Origin of the sequence: Variovorax sp. E3, assembly GCF_016082275.1 — a bacterium.
Taxonomy (GTDB): Bacteria; Pseudomonadota; Gammaproteobacteria; order Burkholderiales; family Burkholderiaceae_C; genus Variovorax.
On the sequence record NZ_MOWM01000022.1, the window covers coordinates 12,769 to 26,451 of the forward strand.

A 13,683-nucleotide genomic window follows, 5' to 3' on the forward strand; every position below is an offset into this window, starting at 1 on the left:
CATCACTCCACTATGCCTCCGTTCGTGCGAAAAACCTGCACCGCTCGTGCGTGGATGTCGCGATCAATCTTGCGCTGGACGTGTGGCCCACCTGCAGTAGACCCCGCGTCCAGACGGCCTTCCGACATGCACAGACCCCGGCGCCAGTGTGCAGCACCTGCTGCACTGACGCTGCCCCTGAGGCAGCGTTGCGCACATGGTGCGCGGCTGGCGCTAGGTCGGAGCCGGGAGCGGATGCGGAAGGCGGAGACGGAGGGCAAGACAAAAGGAGACAGCACTCGGCCGTCTGCAAAGCCAGTCTGCACATGGGATTGGTGCGGCACACCTCTGCTTGTCCGTTGTGCCGTGCAGGCCGCGGATCCCGCGTCGCCACGGGCGCATCCACGTGCCTCGTACGCTGGAAGACGCCGCAGCTTTCTGAGGACGCGGCCGTGAGCGATCGCCGCGCGGATGATTTCCGGGTTCGTCCCGGCGCCTCGAGAACCGGGAGCAGGGCTTCGTCGCCAGGGTGCTGAAGGAACTCGGCAAGACCAGCGGCGGCAAGTCCTCGATGCGCCGTCCTGCAGTGGACCGGCAGGGTGGCCAGCGGCCCGGAGCGCGTCTGGGCCGCGGCCACGCGGCGGCACGCTTCGCCGGTGCGAGGCTGACGCCCATGGCCCGGCGGGTGACCATCAAAACCTTGCTTGTCAACCAGCGCCAGGCCAGCCCGCGGTCCCTCGCCAAGCATCTGCGGTACGTCGAGCGCGACGACGTCGGCCGCGATGGCGAGCCCGGCCGGGCCTACGGGCCACAGACCGACGAGGCCGATCTGGATGAGTTCAAGGAACGCTGCGCAGATGACCGGCACCACTTCCGCTTCATCGTCTCGCCCGAGGATGGCGCGGAGCTGGAAGACCTGCGCACCTACACACGACATCTGATGAGCCGCATGGAGGCCGATCTAGGCACGCCGCTGGAGTGGGTGGCGGTGGATCACTGGAACACCGACAACCCGCACACCCACCTCATCTTGCGCGGGCGCGACGAGACGGGCAAGGACCTCATCATCGCGGGTGGCTACATTGCCGACGGCTTTAGGCACCGCGCTGCCGAACTGGCGACCGAATGGCTGGGGCCGCGTACCGAGTTGGAGATCCGGCAGACCCTGCAGCGCGAGGTGGAGCAGGAGCGGTGGACGGGCCTGGATCGCACCTTGAAGCGTGCGCTGGGCGAGGATGGCCAGGTGCGGATCGAGCACTTCAACGAGCCGAAGCTGCAGCGCCAGCGACTGCTGCTGATCGGCCGTCTGCAGCACTTGCAGCGCTTGGACCTGGCCGGCGAGATACAGCCCGGCACCTGGGCCGTCCATGCGGCCGCGGAAAAAACCTTGCGCGCTCTGGGCGAGCGTGGCGACATCATCCGTACTATGCAGCGGGCCATGGGCGGCCAATCGCGCGAGCTGGCTGTGTTCGAGCCGGGCCGTGATGCCAATGGAAGTGGCCGCACCGTCATCGGCCGCGTGGCTGCGAAGGGGCTGGCCGACGAACTGCACGATCGCGGCTATTTGGTCATCGACGGCATGGACGGCAAGGCCTACTATGTTGCACTGAACGCCCGCGACGAGCTGGCGAACTATCCGACCGGCGCGGTGGTGGAAGTGCGCGGTTTCGCCGAGGTACGGGCAGCCGACAAGAACATCGCCGCGATGGGGAGCGACGGCATGTACCGCAGCGACTATCACCTGGCGATTGAGCAGGGCCGGGCCAAGGCCGGGCGCGATCCGCAGGAGGTTGTCGCCGCTCACGTTCGCCGGCTGGAAGTCCTGCGCCGAGCCGGTATCGTGAAGCGTGTTGCCGATGGACTATGGAAGGTGCCGGACGACCTGGTTGAGCGTGGCCGCCAGTACGACGCGCAGCGGCTGGGTGGCGTGGCGGTGGAACTGAAATCGCACCTGCCCATCGAACGGCAGGCCCGCGTGATCGGAGCCACCTGGCTCGACCAGCAACTGATCGGGGGCGGCCGTGGGCTCGGCGACGTGGGCTTTGGTGGCGACGCCAAGCAGGCCATGCGGCAGCGGGCCGACTTTCTGGCCGAACAAGGATTGGCCGAACGGCGCGGGCAGCGCGTGATCCTTGCCCGCAACTTTCTGGGTACATTGCGCGACCGGGATCTGGCGCAGGCCGCCAAGAACATTGCCGCTGAAACCGGCTTGGTGCATCGGCTCGTCACAGACGGGCAGCGCGTGGCCGGCATCTACCGACGCTCGGTCATGCTCGCCAGCGGGTGCTATGCGATGCTCGACGATGGCATGGGATTTAGTCTGGTGCCGTGGCGGCCGGTGATCGAACAGCAGCTGGGGCATCAGATTGCCGCGACGGTGCGCAGCAGTGGCGTGTCGTGGGAAGTCCGGCGACAGCGCGGAATCTCCATCAGCTAGTGAATCGGCATTGCAGCGCTAACTCATTACGACAACGACAGCGGGCTAACAGTTCATCCACACCTCAATTCTGCCTTTGAAGGATTGCTGCGAATCATTGCCTGTATTCATCCGGCGGCAGGTCGACAATTTTCAAGAAGACTTTTCGGAAGGCGCTACCCAACCTTCCAGGCAATCCAGTCGAAGGGCAGCTTTGTCGCTTCAAGTCGTTTCGGCACTGTCAAGTTGACTTGGACTTGACGCTGTTGCGCGGACGTTGGGACTTGATTGTCAAGTCCCAACCCGGGTGACCGAGGCCAAAGGCGTCGGGTCCGTCCAACGCCGCGTTCAGGTTTTGGACACAGCCCTTCTAAATCAGGTGGAGGGCCGGCACGGCTTGAATGAGGGAGCTGGCTTCGCTTGAGTTCCACATTGTTGAACTATTTTAGAAATAAATACCATACTGTTTGTCATTGTTGAATATTCGGTTAGGATTCCAGCCAGCAGTCAGCGAACGGCGCTATGTCAGTGCCCGCAGCAGCACTGGCTTCTTACCTCCATCCACTTTGACAAGGGAACAGATATGGCTCGCATCATTCTCATCACAGGCGCCAATCGCGGTATTGGCCGCGAACTCGCCAACCAACTCGCGGCAGATGGCGACACCGTGCTGCTCGGCGCCCGCGACATTGGCGCCGCAACCAAGGCAGCCATGGAGATCGGCGGCAATGCTCGCGCGGTTCAAATCGATGTCTCGAACCAGTTAAGCGCCGACGCGGCGGCGAAGAAAATCGAAGCCGAATTCGGTCGTCTCGACGTACTGGTCAACAACGTGGGCGGGGTCTTCGACTACACGCAGCAGGCTTCCACAGCCGACCTTGCGGTAGTCCAGCAGGCTCTGGATATCAACTTTTTTAGCGCCTGGCGTGTCACGCAGGCGATGCTGCCGCTGCTGCGTAAAGCGCAAGGCGCCCGCATCGTCAACGTGTCGAGCGAAAAGGGCTCGCTGGAAAACATGACGGCTGGTGTCCCCGGCTACAGCACGTCGAAGGCGGCGCTGAACGCCTTGACCCGGAACCTCGCCGCAGAACTCGCCGATCAAGGCATTGCTGTCCACGCCGCCTCCCCCGGGTGGACTGCTACCGATCTGGGTGGCGAAGGCGGCCGCCCAGTGGCCGAAGGGGCGGCCAGCATCAAGTACGTGGTCAACCTGTCGGCTGATGCCGGTACTAGCGGGTTTTATCAAGACGGCAAGAGCCTGCCTTGGTGAAGCCTGAACCTCGCTGCGATCGGTGGCGCAGTTCAATCAGTCCGATCAGGCTGCGCATCAATTCTTGTCACCAGACAATCAAGGGAGAATCATGAAAGCCGTAGGCTACAAACAGGCTGGTCCGATCGACCGCCAAGACGCCCTCATCGACATTACGCTACCGAAACCCGTTCCCACGAACCACGATCTGCTCGTCGAAATCGCGGCTACGGCCGTCAACCCGATCGACTACGAGATCCGTCGCAACGCCGCACCGACTGACGGCGAAGTTCGTGTCCTGGGATGGGATGCCGTTGGCATCGTCGTAGACAAGGGCTCGCTCGTCCAAGGTTTCGAGATCGGAGACAGGGTGTACTACTGCGGCGCCATACAGCGGCAGGGGTCGAACGCCGAGTACAACCTTGTTGATGCACGCATCGCGGCGAAGGCTCCTGCCTCCTTGTCCAATGCCGAGGCGGCCGCCTTGCCGCTGACCTCGCTTACGGCCTGGGAAATGCTTTTCGAGCGTCTGGACGTGACCCGTCCCGTTCCTGGAGCGGCTCCGGCCGTGGTCATCATCGGTGGCGCCGGCGGAGTGGGATCGATGGCGATCCAACTGCTTCGCGCCTGTACCGATCTCACGGTGATCGCCACCGCATCACGCCAGGAAACCAAGGAATGGTGCGCCAGCCTCGGTGCCCATCATGTTGTTGATCACAGCCAGCCGCTGGCCCCGCAGATCGAAGCCCTGGGCATTGGCGCGCCTGGCTTTGTCTTTGCGACAGCCGGTTCCATTGAGTATCGCGACGACATAGTGAAACTGATGTCGCCCCAAGGACGCTACGGCTACATCGACAATCCCAAAGTGTTCGATGCCAACCCATTCAAATGGAAGTGCATTTCGATTCATCTTGAGGCGGTCTTTATGCGTTCCCTAATGCAGACGACGGACATGGGTGTGCAAGGCACCATCCTCCGGCAAGTGGCTGAGTTGATCGAGGCCGGCAAGATTCGGACAACCCTAAACGAGACCTTTAGTCCGATCAATGCAACCAACCTTAAGCGGGCGCACCAACTGCTGGAGAGCGGCAGAGCACGGGGCAAAGTCGTACTTGAAGGCTTCTGATCGTTGTGTGATCAGACCTTCGACGCACTGGCGTGGCGTCCGACGCCGCGCAAATTGAAGTACACGATTGCTGCTCTCAACCTTCCAATCGGGCAATAAATCGAGCGAATTGATCTATCGCTTCGCCCCTCAGTGCTGGGATCATATCTGCGACGGAATAGATCCTTTATATGGCCGCGTTCACCTCATCGATGGAGATACTGGCATGAATATTCACATTGCCAAGGCGATGCACGCAGGCAGATTTACCGGCCGACGCGCAATTCTGACCCTGGCTCTCGCAGCGCTTGCGGCTTTCGGCACGGTTGCGCCCTTCGCCGTTGCACAGGGCGCATCCGCTGCGAAGGCTGGCGTTTTCGCGGTCATTTACGAACGCGGTTCGGCCTATGAAGGTAGCAAGAGCGTCGCTGAGCAGTCCAAGATCAAGGAACACATCGCGTACGGCCAAACTCTTGGGCGCAAGTTCCTGGCCGGCGGATTGCTCGGCACTCTCACCGAGGACAAGGTGCTGGGCATGGTTGTGTTCGAAGCTGCGAATATCGAAGCGGCGAAACAATGGGTGAACCAGGATCCAGGCGTGAAAAGTGGTGTGCTAAGCGCGAGCGTACGTCAATGGCAGGTCACCAGTATCAAAGCCTACCAAGGAAAATAGCTGCTTGGCTTTGTCTGCCTATAGCTGTGCGTGCCTAGGTCGTCACAGGCGCAGGTTGCTATTCTCCAAGCCGCGCGTTTCGCTGGAACATCATGCCGCCTGATCTGCGGCATGACATGTATCAGAACATCAGAAGTTACCTGGAGATCGTTTTGTCGCGCTGATTGAATGCAATCTGCAGCCAAAATTAATGTCTTCCAATTACCCTTGCAGTCAGGCAAGAAATTCAAGCGAATTGATCTGTCACTTCGCTCGTAAATTTCGGGAGCATATGCAGCCTGAAGTCCGCATGGCCGTGACATAAGAGCGTCGCGGCGAACGCGTCACTGCGCCGAATTCAATGATCGAAGTGAGGGACCGCCATGATGATTTCTCGTGAAGACCGCCGCGAAGCCGAAAATCAGATCGCGCGTCTGATCCATACCTATTGCTACCGGCTCGATGCAGGTGACTTGGAAGCAGTGGCCGCGTTCTTCGAGGATGCGGCCTGGCATATTTCCCCGACCGTAGCTTGCCACGGGGCTGCGGAAAAACTCGCGTGGTTACGCCAGAACGCTCCAGCGCACAAGGCCTATCTCGGTCCGCAGCACTTTATTGGCAACATCCTCATTGACGTGGCCGACGGCGGGCAGACGGCAGACGGCATGTCGTATTTCATTGTGTCGCATCTGGCGGAAGGCTCGGCGGTTCGGTTGGCTGCGCGAGGACGCTACGAGGATCGCTTTTCTGTCCGCAACGGGCAATGGCATTTCGTGGAGCGGCATGTCCACATAGACGGCCGGTGAAGCCAATAAATCTTGAGCTCGATAGGAAATAAGAACACACATGGCTGAAGCATCTATCTCTCCGTCCGCGTCAGGCTCATCTACAACGGCGCACCTGCCGCTGGTCGTCTATGTTCTGACAGTAGGCACGTTTCTCATGGGGACGGCCGAGTTCATCGTTGCCGGCTTGTTGCCCGAGATCGCTGCCGACTACAACGTATCGGTCGCTCAGGTAGGCATGGCGATTACGCTGTTTGCCGTCGGAATGATCTTCGGCGCCCCAGCGGTGGCGTTGCTCACTTTGCGGATGCCAAAGCGGATCACACTGATGCTTTCCCTCGTCATATTCGCGATCGGGCATTTGATTGCAGCGCTCACGACAGACTTCGCTGTGCTGCTTATCAGCCGCGTGATCAGCGCTGTTGCTACGAGTTCGTTCTGGACCATCGCCGCTGTTGTTGCATCCAAGGCTGCGGGGTCTACTGCTAGTGGGCGGGCGTTAGGCATTGTGATCGGTGGCGGCATGCTCGCTAACGTCTTGGGCGTGCCTCTCGGCTCGATCGCCGGACAGATCGCTGGGTGGCGGGGCCCGTTTTGGGCACTCGCGATCATTGCCGCGCTCCTTGCCATCGCCATCGTCAAACTTGTTCCCGCAGAGGCGCCGGGGCAGACGATCCCGCGAATCCGCGACGAGTTCGCAGGACTGCGCTCGATTCGGCTGTGGCTCTCGCTGCTGGGTTGTATCACCGTCAACGCTGGCGCGCTCTCTGTCTACAGCTTCATCGCTCCCTTGCTGACCGAGCACACGGGCCTGACAAGCCAATTCATTCCAATCGCACTGGCTCTGTTCGGTGTGGCTTCGTTGATCGGGTCTATCTTCGGCGGCCGGATCGGCGACCGCTATCCGCATACGATGCCGATGTTCACCGCCGGCATCTCGGCGCTTGCCTCAGCGGGACTGCTCGCATTCTCATCAATCCCCGCCGCAGCACTGCTCATGTTCACATTGCTAGGCTTGGTTGGTCTGGCGGCCAACCCGGTGCTTACCAGCTTGGCCGTCGGCTACGGCGGCAATTCTCCTACCCTGGCATCGTCAATGGTGGTGTCCTTCTTCAATGTCGGCACTGCCTTGGGCACCTGGTTTGCTGGGATGCTTATCGAAACGCAACTTGGGGTGCTTGCACCTGCGTTGGTAGGTGTCGTCTTCAGCGTGCTCACGTTCGTGCCGGTGGTGACAATTGCCGTACTAGAACGTCGCCGGCCGATTCTGCGCAACACGTTCGTGGCTGCCAGCGAAGTCGTTTAGAGAGCATTCCCGTTTCTGGCGTCGGCGGCTGTCCGGTGCTCATGTTGCGTCCCTTATCGCTGTTGCTTCCGGCAATGTACGCCAGCATAATTCAGCATTATGGAATTGACGACGTCGCCCGGCCGCATAATTCAGTCCGTACAGCGGGCCTTCGATCTGTTGGAGCGCATCGCGAAGCATTCAGAGGGCGTGCGATTGAGCGAACTGGCAGATGGCAGCGGTCTGAATCGCAGCACCGCCCACAATCTTCTCGCGTCCCTCGAAGAACTCGGGTACATCACGCAGGACAGGAAGGGCGCGGCCTATCGACTGACCGGAAAACTCAACGGACTTCTGCGGCCGGATGCAGAGGCCGAGCACGCGTTGCGCGCCCGCATCCGGCCCGTGCTGCAGGCGGTAAGCGCTGCATCGGGTGAGTCTGCGTTTTTAGGCTTGGTCAGCGGTAGCAACTACCTATGCGTGGATGCCGTACAGTCGGACAAGCCGCTGCATCTGGCCGTCAAGCCCGGAGAGCGAACCGCACTGCTCGGGCAGGCGCTTGGCCATGCGCTGCTAGCGGCTGACACCGACCTTGGTCATTCCATCCGTGGCCACGACCCTGCCGGGTGGAAGCACCACGCCAAGGAGATCGACGACGCCCGGCGCAGGGGCTTCGCGCTCGACTTGGACAGCGAGAACGCCGGAATCTCTTGTGCCGCGGTAGCAGTTACTCCATGCGCCGCCATTGCCATCGCAGGGCCTACGAACCGCCTGCCGGAGTTGCGTCTGATCGAGATTGCCCAGCAAATCCGTGAGGAACTGGACAAGGTGCGCCCGATGGGCCAAGGCTGGTTCTAAGTCCTGACTACGTCAGGCCTGCCGAAACCAAAGCTAGCAGGCCCTGCTATTGCGCTTGGTTGGGCTAGGCGAGTCCATTGAACGTAACGCTGCAATATTGCGTTTCGGCGGTGCCCCGAACAAGCGGCTGTACTCGCGGCTGAACTGAGAGGGGCTTTCGTAGCCCACCTTGAACGCGGCACTTGCACCATCCATGTGCTCATTCAGCATCAATCGTTTCGCCTCGTTCAATCGCAGCCATTTCTGGTACTGCAATGGACTCATCGCGGTCAGGTGGCGAAAGTGATGATGAAAGGTAGGCGTACTCATCTGCACGCGGGTCGCGAGCTCTTCAACGCTGAACGGTTCGGCATAGTGCAACTTCAGCCAGTCAATGGCTTTCGCGATGCGATGACTTTGGCCGTCAATAGACACAACTTGACGCAAGAGAGAAGCCTGATCACTTGTCAGTAGTCGGTAGTAGATTTCGCGTTGGATGAGCGGCGCGAGCGTGGGAATCGCCTCGGGCTCTTCCAACAACGCTAAAAGGCGACTAAACGGTGCCAAGAGGCTCGGCGTCGCTTCGCCGATACCGAGCCCCGTGCCATTGGCCCGATCGCGACGGGGCGGCAGATCACCTTGAGCGATCAAATCGGCCACGGCCCGCAAGTCAATTTTCAAGGTCAACCCAAGGCACGGTCGATCCGGACTGGCGTCCATGACCTCGGAATTGGCGGGGACGTCCAATGAAGTGATCAGGAAGCGAGAGGTGTTGTAGTGATAAGGCTCGCCGCCCACCCACATCCGCTTTTCCCCCTGGGCCACCAATACGATGCTGGGTTCGACCATGCAAATAGACGGTGGTGAGGGCAAGTCGCGCCGGAAGAAGGTGAGGCCATTGATTGGTGTCGCCACATCGCCCGTTGCAATGGTGGCGTAAGCGCGAATTGTCGTTGCCAAGGTTGCCACGATGGATTCGTGCTGGGCTGTCATATGTGATTCGTGTTTCGTTGCCATATGTGGGCCAGTCTACCGAATGGGCGTCCTTTCTGCTACACAAAATACGTACCAATCCATATTAATAGGCAAGAAAATAAGCGGATTGCTCTATCGCTTGTATGAAGAGCAAGGCGAAGATGCTCTCTATCGCAAGCAAGTAGGAATACCATGTTGATTCAAGCCTATGGCGCCCAGGCAGGTGACAAACCCTTGGGGCCGATGCAAATAAGCCGTCGCTCGCCCGGCGCGCATGACGTGCAAATCGACATTGCCTTTTGCGGTGTCTGCCATTCAGATCTGCATCAAGTACGCGCTGAATGGGCGGGCACCCAGTTCCCATGCGTGCCAGGTCACGAAATCGTCGGGCGCGTGACGGCTGTCGGCGCGCATGTATCCGATTTCAGCATCGGCGATCTCGTTGGTGTCGGCTGCATCGTCGATAGCTGCAGGCATTGCAATGACTGTGACGCCGGTTTGGAAAATTACTGCGACGGACTGATCGGCACCTACAACTTTCCGACCCCGGACGCGCCCGGTCATACCCTGGGTGGTTATTCGCAGCAAATCGTCGTCCACGAGCACTACGTGCTGCGTATCCGTCATCCCGAGGAACAACTGGCGGCGGTGGCCCCGCTGTTGTGCGCAGGTATCACCACGTATTCGCCGCTGCGTCACTGGAAGGCGGGGCCTGGCAAGAAGATCGGCGTCGTTGGCATCGGTGGTCTGGGACACATGGGCATCAAGCTGGCTCACGCGATGGGCGCGTATGTCGTGGCACTGACCACGTCCGAATCCAAACGCGTAGAAGCCAAAGCACTGGGTGCCAACGAGGTCGTGGTTTCCCGCAACGCCGAGGAAATGGCCTTGCATGCCAAAAGTTTCGATTTGATCCTGAATACGGTGGCGGCGCCGCACGATCTCGATGCACTGCTGGTACTGCTCAAGCGCGACGGCACGATGGCCCTGGTAGGCGCTCCAGCGACGCCTCATCCGTCGCCCAATGTGTTCAACCTGATCATGAAGCGTCGTTCCATCACCGGCTCAATGATCGGCGGCATTCTGGAAACGCAGGAGATGCTGGATTTCTGCGCAAAGCACGGCATCGTCGCCGACATCGAGATAGTCCGCGTCGATGAAATCAACAATGCCTACGAACGGATGTTGAAAGGAGACGTCAAGTACCGCTTCGTAATCGACAACGCCACACTTTCCGCCTGACTTTTCGGGCTAATTTCTGAGGACATACGTGAAGAAGATCTTTCTTATGCTGGCCCTACTGGCCAGCTCATTTATCGCTATGGGGCAAGACATGTCCCATGGAGCAGACAACTTCTACAAGAGTGACAAGGTGACTGTGGAGAAAGTCACATTTAAAAATCAATACCAGATGGATATCGTGGCGAATCTGTTTGTGCCGAAGGGGCTGGATCGCAGCAAGAAATATCCAGCCATTGTCGTAGGCCATCCCAATGGCGCAGTGAAGGAGCAGAGCGCGAATCTGTATGCGCAGAAGCTTGCTGAACAGGGATTTGTGACATTGGCACCTGATCTGTCGTTCTGGGGCGAAAGTTCGGGTACGCGTAATGCGGTTTCGTCCGACATCTACACCGAGGTTTTCATGGCCTCGACGGATTTTATGGGCACGCGGTCATTCATCGACAGGAACCGGATCGGTATTCTGGGCATCTGCGGCAGCGGCGGCTATGCCATCAGCGCAGCCAAGATCGACCCTCGCTTGAAGGCGATCGCCACGGTCAGCATGTACGACATGGGTAGCGTAACCCGCAACGGCCTCAATCACTCTCAATCGCTTGAGCAGCGCAAGCAGTTCATCGCCGCAGCCGCGGAACAGCGCTACGTGGAGTTCCTGGGCGGTAAGAAGAAGTATTCCGACGGCATGCTCGAAACGCTGCGCCCGGACGCTGGCGCGATCGAGCGCGAGTTCTTCGACTTCTACCGCACCAAGCGCGGCGCATACGTCCCGAAGGGTTCTTCGCTGTATCTCACGACCAATCGCCCGATCACCGCGGAAGTGAAGCAAATGAACTTCTACCCGTTCAACGACATCGAGACGATCTCACCCCGCCCGATGCTGTTCATCACGGGCTCCGAAGCCCACTCCCGAGAGTTCAGCGAAGAGGCTTACAAGCTGGCCGGTCAACCCAAGGAACTGGTCGTCATTCCGAACGCCGGGCATGTTGACCTCTACGACCGCACTGACCTTATTCCGTTCGCCAAGCTGACTGACTTCTTCCAGAAGAATCTGAAGTAAGCAGAGTCGCAACGGTCAGTAACGTCACCAGCTTTCGCGAGGTACCGTCTGCGGTGCCTCGCATAGCTAGCACCGATTTAGCGTTTTCGAGCGCGGCGGACGTCTTTAAATGTTACTCCCCGCGAAATTCACTCCTTATCGAGTCATTACTACATGAACAAATTTATCCTTGGCGTTGTTCTTTCATTGGTTTCCTTGGCCTCGCAAGCGCAGGAGTTCAAGCTCACAAGCAGCGATATCAAACATGGCGAGCAGGTGAAGAATGCCCATGTACAGAATGGTTCCGGCTGCTTTGGGGCGGACATCTCACCAGCGCTTTCATGGTCTGGAGAGCCGGAGTCGACCAAAAGCTTCGCTGTCACCGTGTACGACCCCGATGCTCCGACAGGCAGTGGCTGGTGGCATTGGACGATCGTGAATATCCCCAAGGACGTTCACAGTCTGTCAGCGGACACGGGCAACAGGAATGGATCGAGGCTGCCTTCGGGAGCTGTACAGGGAAGAACGGATTTTGGCAACCCAGGTTATGGTGGCCCGTGCCCGCCGGTCGGGGACAAAACCCATCACTATCACTTCAAAGTTTGGGCTCTCAAGGTTGAACGACTGCCGATTGATGGCGAGTCGAGCGGCGCCGTGGTTGGCTACATGCTCAAAATGAACAGCGCCGCGACTGCGGAGCTGGTTCCTACTTCAACGCGATAGATCCTGCTGCGACGTTTATGAGTTTTCATCGCCACGTAGTAGCAGCCTCACCTAAAAGTTATCGGCTCCTGTAACGCTGGTGGTACCTGTTCAACGATATCAAGACGACTTGAATTAGATCTGCTCTGAGCATTAGGTAGCGATCAACAAAATGGAGATGGTCGATGGAACTGCGCCATCTGCGTTGTTTTTTGCCGTGGCCGAAGAACTCCACTTCACCCGCGCCGCGGAGCGGCTGTGCACATCGTCGGTGCGGGCCATGCTGATCCAGGTGTTCTTCTCGCCCATCGCGCAGCAGGCCGATCAGCTGCCGCAGTCGTCTACGTCGCGCATCGCCTTCGTCGCCAGCGACGAGGCGCAAGCTGGCAAACAGCGCATGCGCGATCGCCGGCGGTGCCGCGGTCGTATAGATGTAGCTGCGCGCTGACTGCACCAGCTGTCAGTGGTCTTCCAATAATCCCGTTGTGGTCGTCGAATTTCCCCCACCCATCAACGCGAAGGAGCGAACGATGGAAGTGGACGTTCAACCGGTCTTGGAGACGGATGAGAGTTGCGCAGCACAGGGCCCGAGGGCCCTGTGCTGCGCGGGCGCTACGGTGCCCGTATTCAACGAGAACACGGAGACGCCGGTGCTGGGTCAACAACAATGGGAAGCGGTTCACGAACGGCGGGCCCGAGGCCAGAGCAGGTCGGCTAGGTCGCCGTCCATGCGGAGGACGGCGTCTGTGACGATCAGCTTGATCGGCGTGCTGCAGCGCCCGAGCTGGTCCGCGAGCAGGTCGAGCCGGCAGTGCGGATAGCGCTGCAGCGGCGTCTCGGCCAGCAGCGCACCATCGACCAGCGAGGCATGGTTGAGCTTGTCGGTGTTGGCATCGCCCAGCGCGGTGAGCAGCGCCAGGAACGTTCTACGCGCCGACCGATGTGTACTCGCTGACCATAGGGTCCCACCATTGCAAAATCTGCTCCTTCAAAATGACAGGGCAAGGCGCCGCGCATGGACCGCCGAACGCATCGAACTGGTGTCGTACCGAGTTCGCACATCGTCAGGCAGCCTGAGCAGGCGATGGAACATCGTCGGGCCCCACTGGCTCACGCTGGCCCGATGGTCTTCGATGGCCTGAAGGGCGAGTTCAGGGTCAAAGCGCTCCAGGATGATGCTGGTCGCGCCATAGTGAATGGCGGCCGACAAGAAACGGTTGGGCGTGCTGTGGTAGAGCGGCGACGTGGGACAGATACACCGATTGGGCGCTTGCGGGTTCCCAAAAGACAGGTCAGTCGACGAATTCAGTTTCCTGAGATTCGATTCTGCATTCTCTGGCACAGGAAATCCGCCGAAAAGCAAAGCTTTGGCGTAAAAATATCCTACAATTAGGCATTAATTGATGGGGCGCGGCATGCGTTT

General features: G+C 59.5%; 12 protein-coding genes and 1 pseudogene. 11 read left to right on the forward strand and 2 right to left on the reverse strand.

Going from position 1 to position 13,683, the window contains the following annotated elements; all coding sequences use genetic code 11:
- Positions 1-431: 431 nt before the first annotated feature.
- The 7 genes and pseudogenes from BMG07_RS10745 to BMG07_RS10775 all read left to right on the forward strand — a co-directional run bounded on the left by BMG07_RS10745 (position 432) and on the right by BMG07_RS10775 (position 8,329).
- Positions 432-2,416: pseudogene (locus tag BMG07_RS10745) on the forward strand (relaxase/mobilization nuclease domain-containing protein).
- 562 nt (positions 2,417-2,978) lie between these two features.
- The gene (locus BMG07_RS10750; protein ID WP_198084557.1) at positions 2,979-3,665 is read left to right on the forward strand and encodes an SDR family NAD(P)-dependent oxidoreductase; all 687 of its coding nucleotides are present in this window, start codon (positions 2,979-2,981) and stop codon (positions 3,663-3,665) included.
- Between the two features lie 91 nt (positions 3,666-3,756).
- Positions 3,757-4,770: a zinc-binding alcohol dehydrogenase family protein gene (locus tag BMG07_RS10755; RefSeq protein ID WP_198084600.1), complete on the forward strand. Its 1,014-nt coding sequence runs from the start codon at positions 3,757-3,759 to the stop codon at positions 4,768-4,770.
- Between the two features lie 67 nt (positions 4,771-4,837).
- Positions 4,838-5,422 (forward strand): YciI family protein, encoded by a 585-nt coding sequence (locus BMG07_RS10760; RefSeq protein WP_198084558.1) that lies wholly within the window; start codon positions 4,838-4,840, stop codon positions 5,420-5,422.
- A 362-nt stretch (positions 5,423-5,784) separates the two neighbouring features.
- Positions 5,785-6,207, forward strand: a complete 423-nt coding sequence (locus BMG07_RS10765) for a nuclear transport factor 2 family protein (RefSeq protein WP_198084559.1) — start codon at positions 5,785-5,787, stop codon at positions 6,205-6,207.
- Between the two features lie 40 nt (positions 6,208-6,247).
- On the forward strand, positions 6,248-7,492 hold the full coding sequence (locus tag BMG07_RS10770; protein WP_198084560.1) for an MFS transporter: 1,245 nt from the start codon (positions 6,248-6,250) through the stop codon (positions 7,490-7,492).
- A gap of 99 nt (positions 7,493-7,591) precedes the next feature.
- Positions 7,592-8,329 (forward strand): IclR family transcriptional regulator, encoded by a 738-nt coding sequence (locus tag BMG07_RS10775; RefSeq protein ID WP_269758839.1) that lies wholly within the window; start codon positions 7,592-7,594, stop codon positions 8,327-8,329.
- Between the two features lie 33 nt (positions 8,330-8,362).
- On the opposite strand, the gene BMG07_RS10780 is transcribed toward BMG07_RS10775, so the two are convergent.
- A complete protein-coding gene (locus BMG07_RS10780) occupies positions 8,363-9,301 on the reverse strand; it encodes an AraC family transcriptional regulator (protein WP_269758840.1) in 939 nt (312 codons plus the stop codon).
- A 174-nt stretch (positions 9,302-9,475) separates the two neighbouring features.
- On the opposite strand from BMG07_RS10780, the gene BMG07_RS10785 reads away from it, so the two are divergent.
- From BMG07_RS10785 to BMG07_RS10800, 4 genes are all read left to right on the forward strand, one after another.
- The gene (locus tag BMG07_RS10785; protein ID WP_198084563.1) at positions 9,476-10,525 is read left to right on the forward strand and encodes an NAD(P)-dependent alcohol dehydrogenase; all 1,050 of its coding nucleotides are present in this window, start codon (positions 9,476-9,478) and stop codon (positions 10,523-10,525) included.
- Positions 10,526-10,571: 46 nt separating this feature from the next.
- Entirely contained in the window at positions 10,572-11,579 is a 1,008-nt protein-coding gene (locus BMG07_RS10790) for an alpha/beta hydrolase (protein ID WP_198084601.1), read from the forward strand.
- A gap of 153 nt (positions 11,580-11,732) precedes the next feature.
- On the forward strand, positions 11,733-12,281 hold the full coding sequence (locus BMG07_RS10795; RefSeq protein ID WP_198084564.1) for a kinase inhibitor: 549 nt from the start codon (positions 11,733-11,735) through the stop codon (positions 12,279-12,281).
- Between the two features lie 151 nt (positions 12,282-12,432).
- Positions 12,433-12,708 carry a hypothetical protein gene (locus tag BMG07_RS10800; RefSeq protein WP_198084565.1) on the forward strand — a complete coding sequence of 92 codons (276 nt, stop codon included), beginning with the start codon at positions 12,433-12,435 and terminating at the stop codon, positions 12,706-12,708.
- Positions 12,709-13,248: 540 nt separating this feature from the next.
- Here BMG07_RS10800 and BMG07_RS44780 read toward each other — a convergent pair.
- On the reverse strand, positions 13,249-13,602 hold the full coding sequence (locus tag BMG07_RS44780) for an AMP-binding protein (protein ID WP_374221256.1): 354 nt from the start codon (positions 13,600-13,602) through the stop codon (positions 13,249-13,251).
- Between the last annotated feature and the right edge of the window lie 81 nt (positions 13,603-13,683).

Bases quoted from the DNA above. Each gene is read 5' to 3' on its own strand.
- BMG07_RS10765 (WP_198084559.1), top strand. From the start codon at position 5,785: ATGATGATTTCTCGTGAAGACCGCCGCGAAGCCGAAAATCAGATCGCG.
- BMG07_RS10770 (WP_198084560.1), top strand. From the start codon at position 6,248: ATGGCTGAAGCATCTATCTCTCCGTCCGCGTCAGGCTCATCTACAACG.
- BMG07_RS10780 (WP_269758840.1), bottom strand. From the start codon at position 9,301: ATGACAGCCCAGCACGAATCCATCGTGGCAACCTTGGCAACGACAATT.
- BMG07_RS10800 (WP_198084565.1), top strand. From the start codon at position 12,433: ATGGAGATGGTCGATGGAACTGCGCCATCTGCGTTGTTTTTTGCCGTG.
- BMG07_RS10755 (WP_198084600.1), top strand. From the start codon at position 3,757: ATGAAAGCCGTAGGCTACAAACAGGCTGGTCCGATCGACCGCCAAGAC.
- BMG07_RS10790 (WP_198084601.1), top strand. From the start codon at position 10,572: ATGCTGGCCCTACTGGCCAGCTCATTTATCGCTATGGGGCAAGACATG.
- BMG07_RS10795 (WP_198084564.1), top strand. From the start codon at position 11,733: ATGAACAAATTTATCCTTGGCGTTGTTCTTTCATTGGTTTCCTTGGCC.
- BMG07_RS10775 (WP_269758839.1), top strand. From the start codon at position 7,592: ATGGAATTGACGACGTCGCCCGGCCGCATAATTCAGTCCGTACAGCGG.
- BMG07_RS10750 (WP_198084557.1), top strand. From the start codon at position 2,979: ATGGCTCGCATCATTCTCATCACAGGCGCCAATCGCGGTATTGGCCGC.
- BMG07_RS10785 (WP_198084563.1), top strand. From the start codon at position 9,476: ATGTTGATTCAAGCCTATGGCGCCCAGGCAGGTGACAAACCCTTGGGG.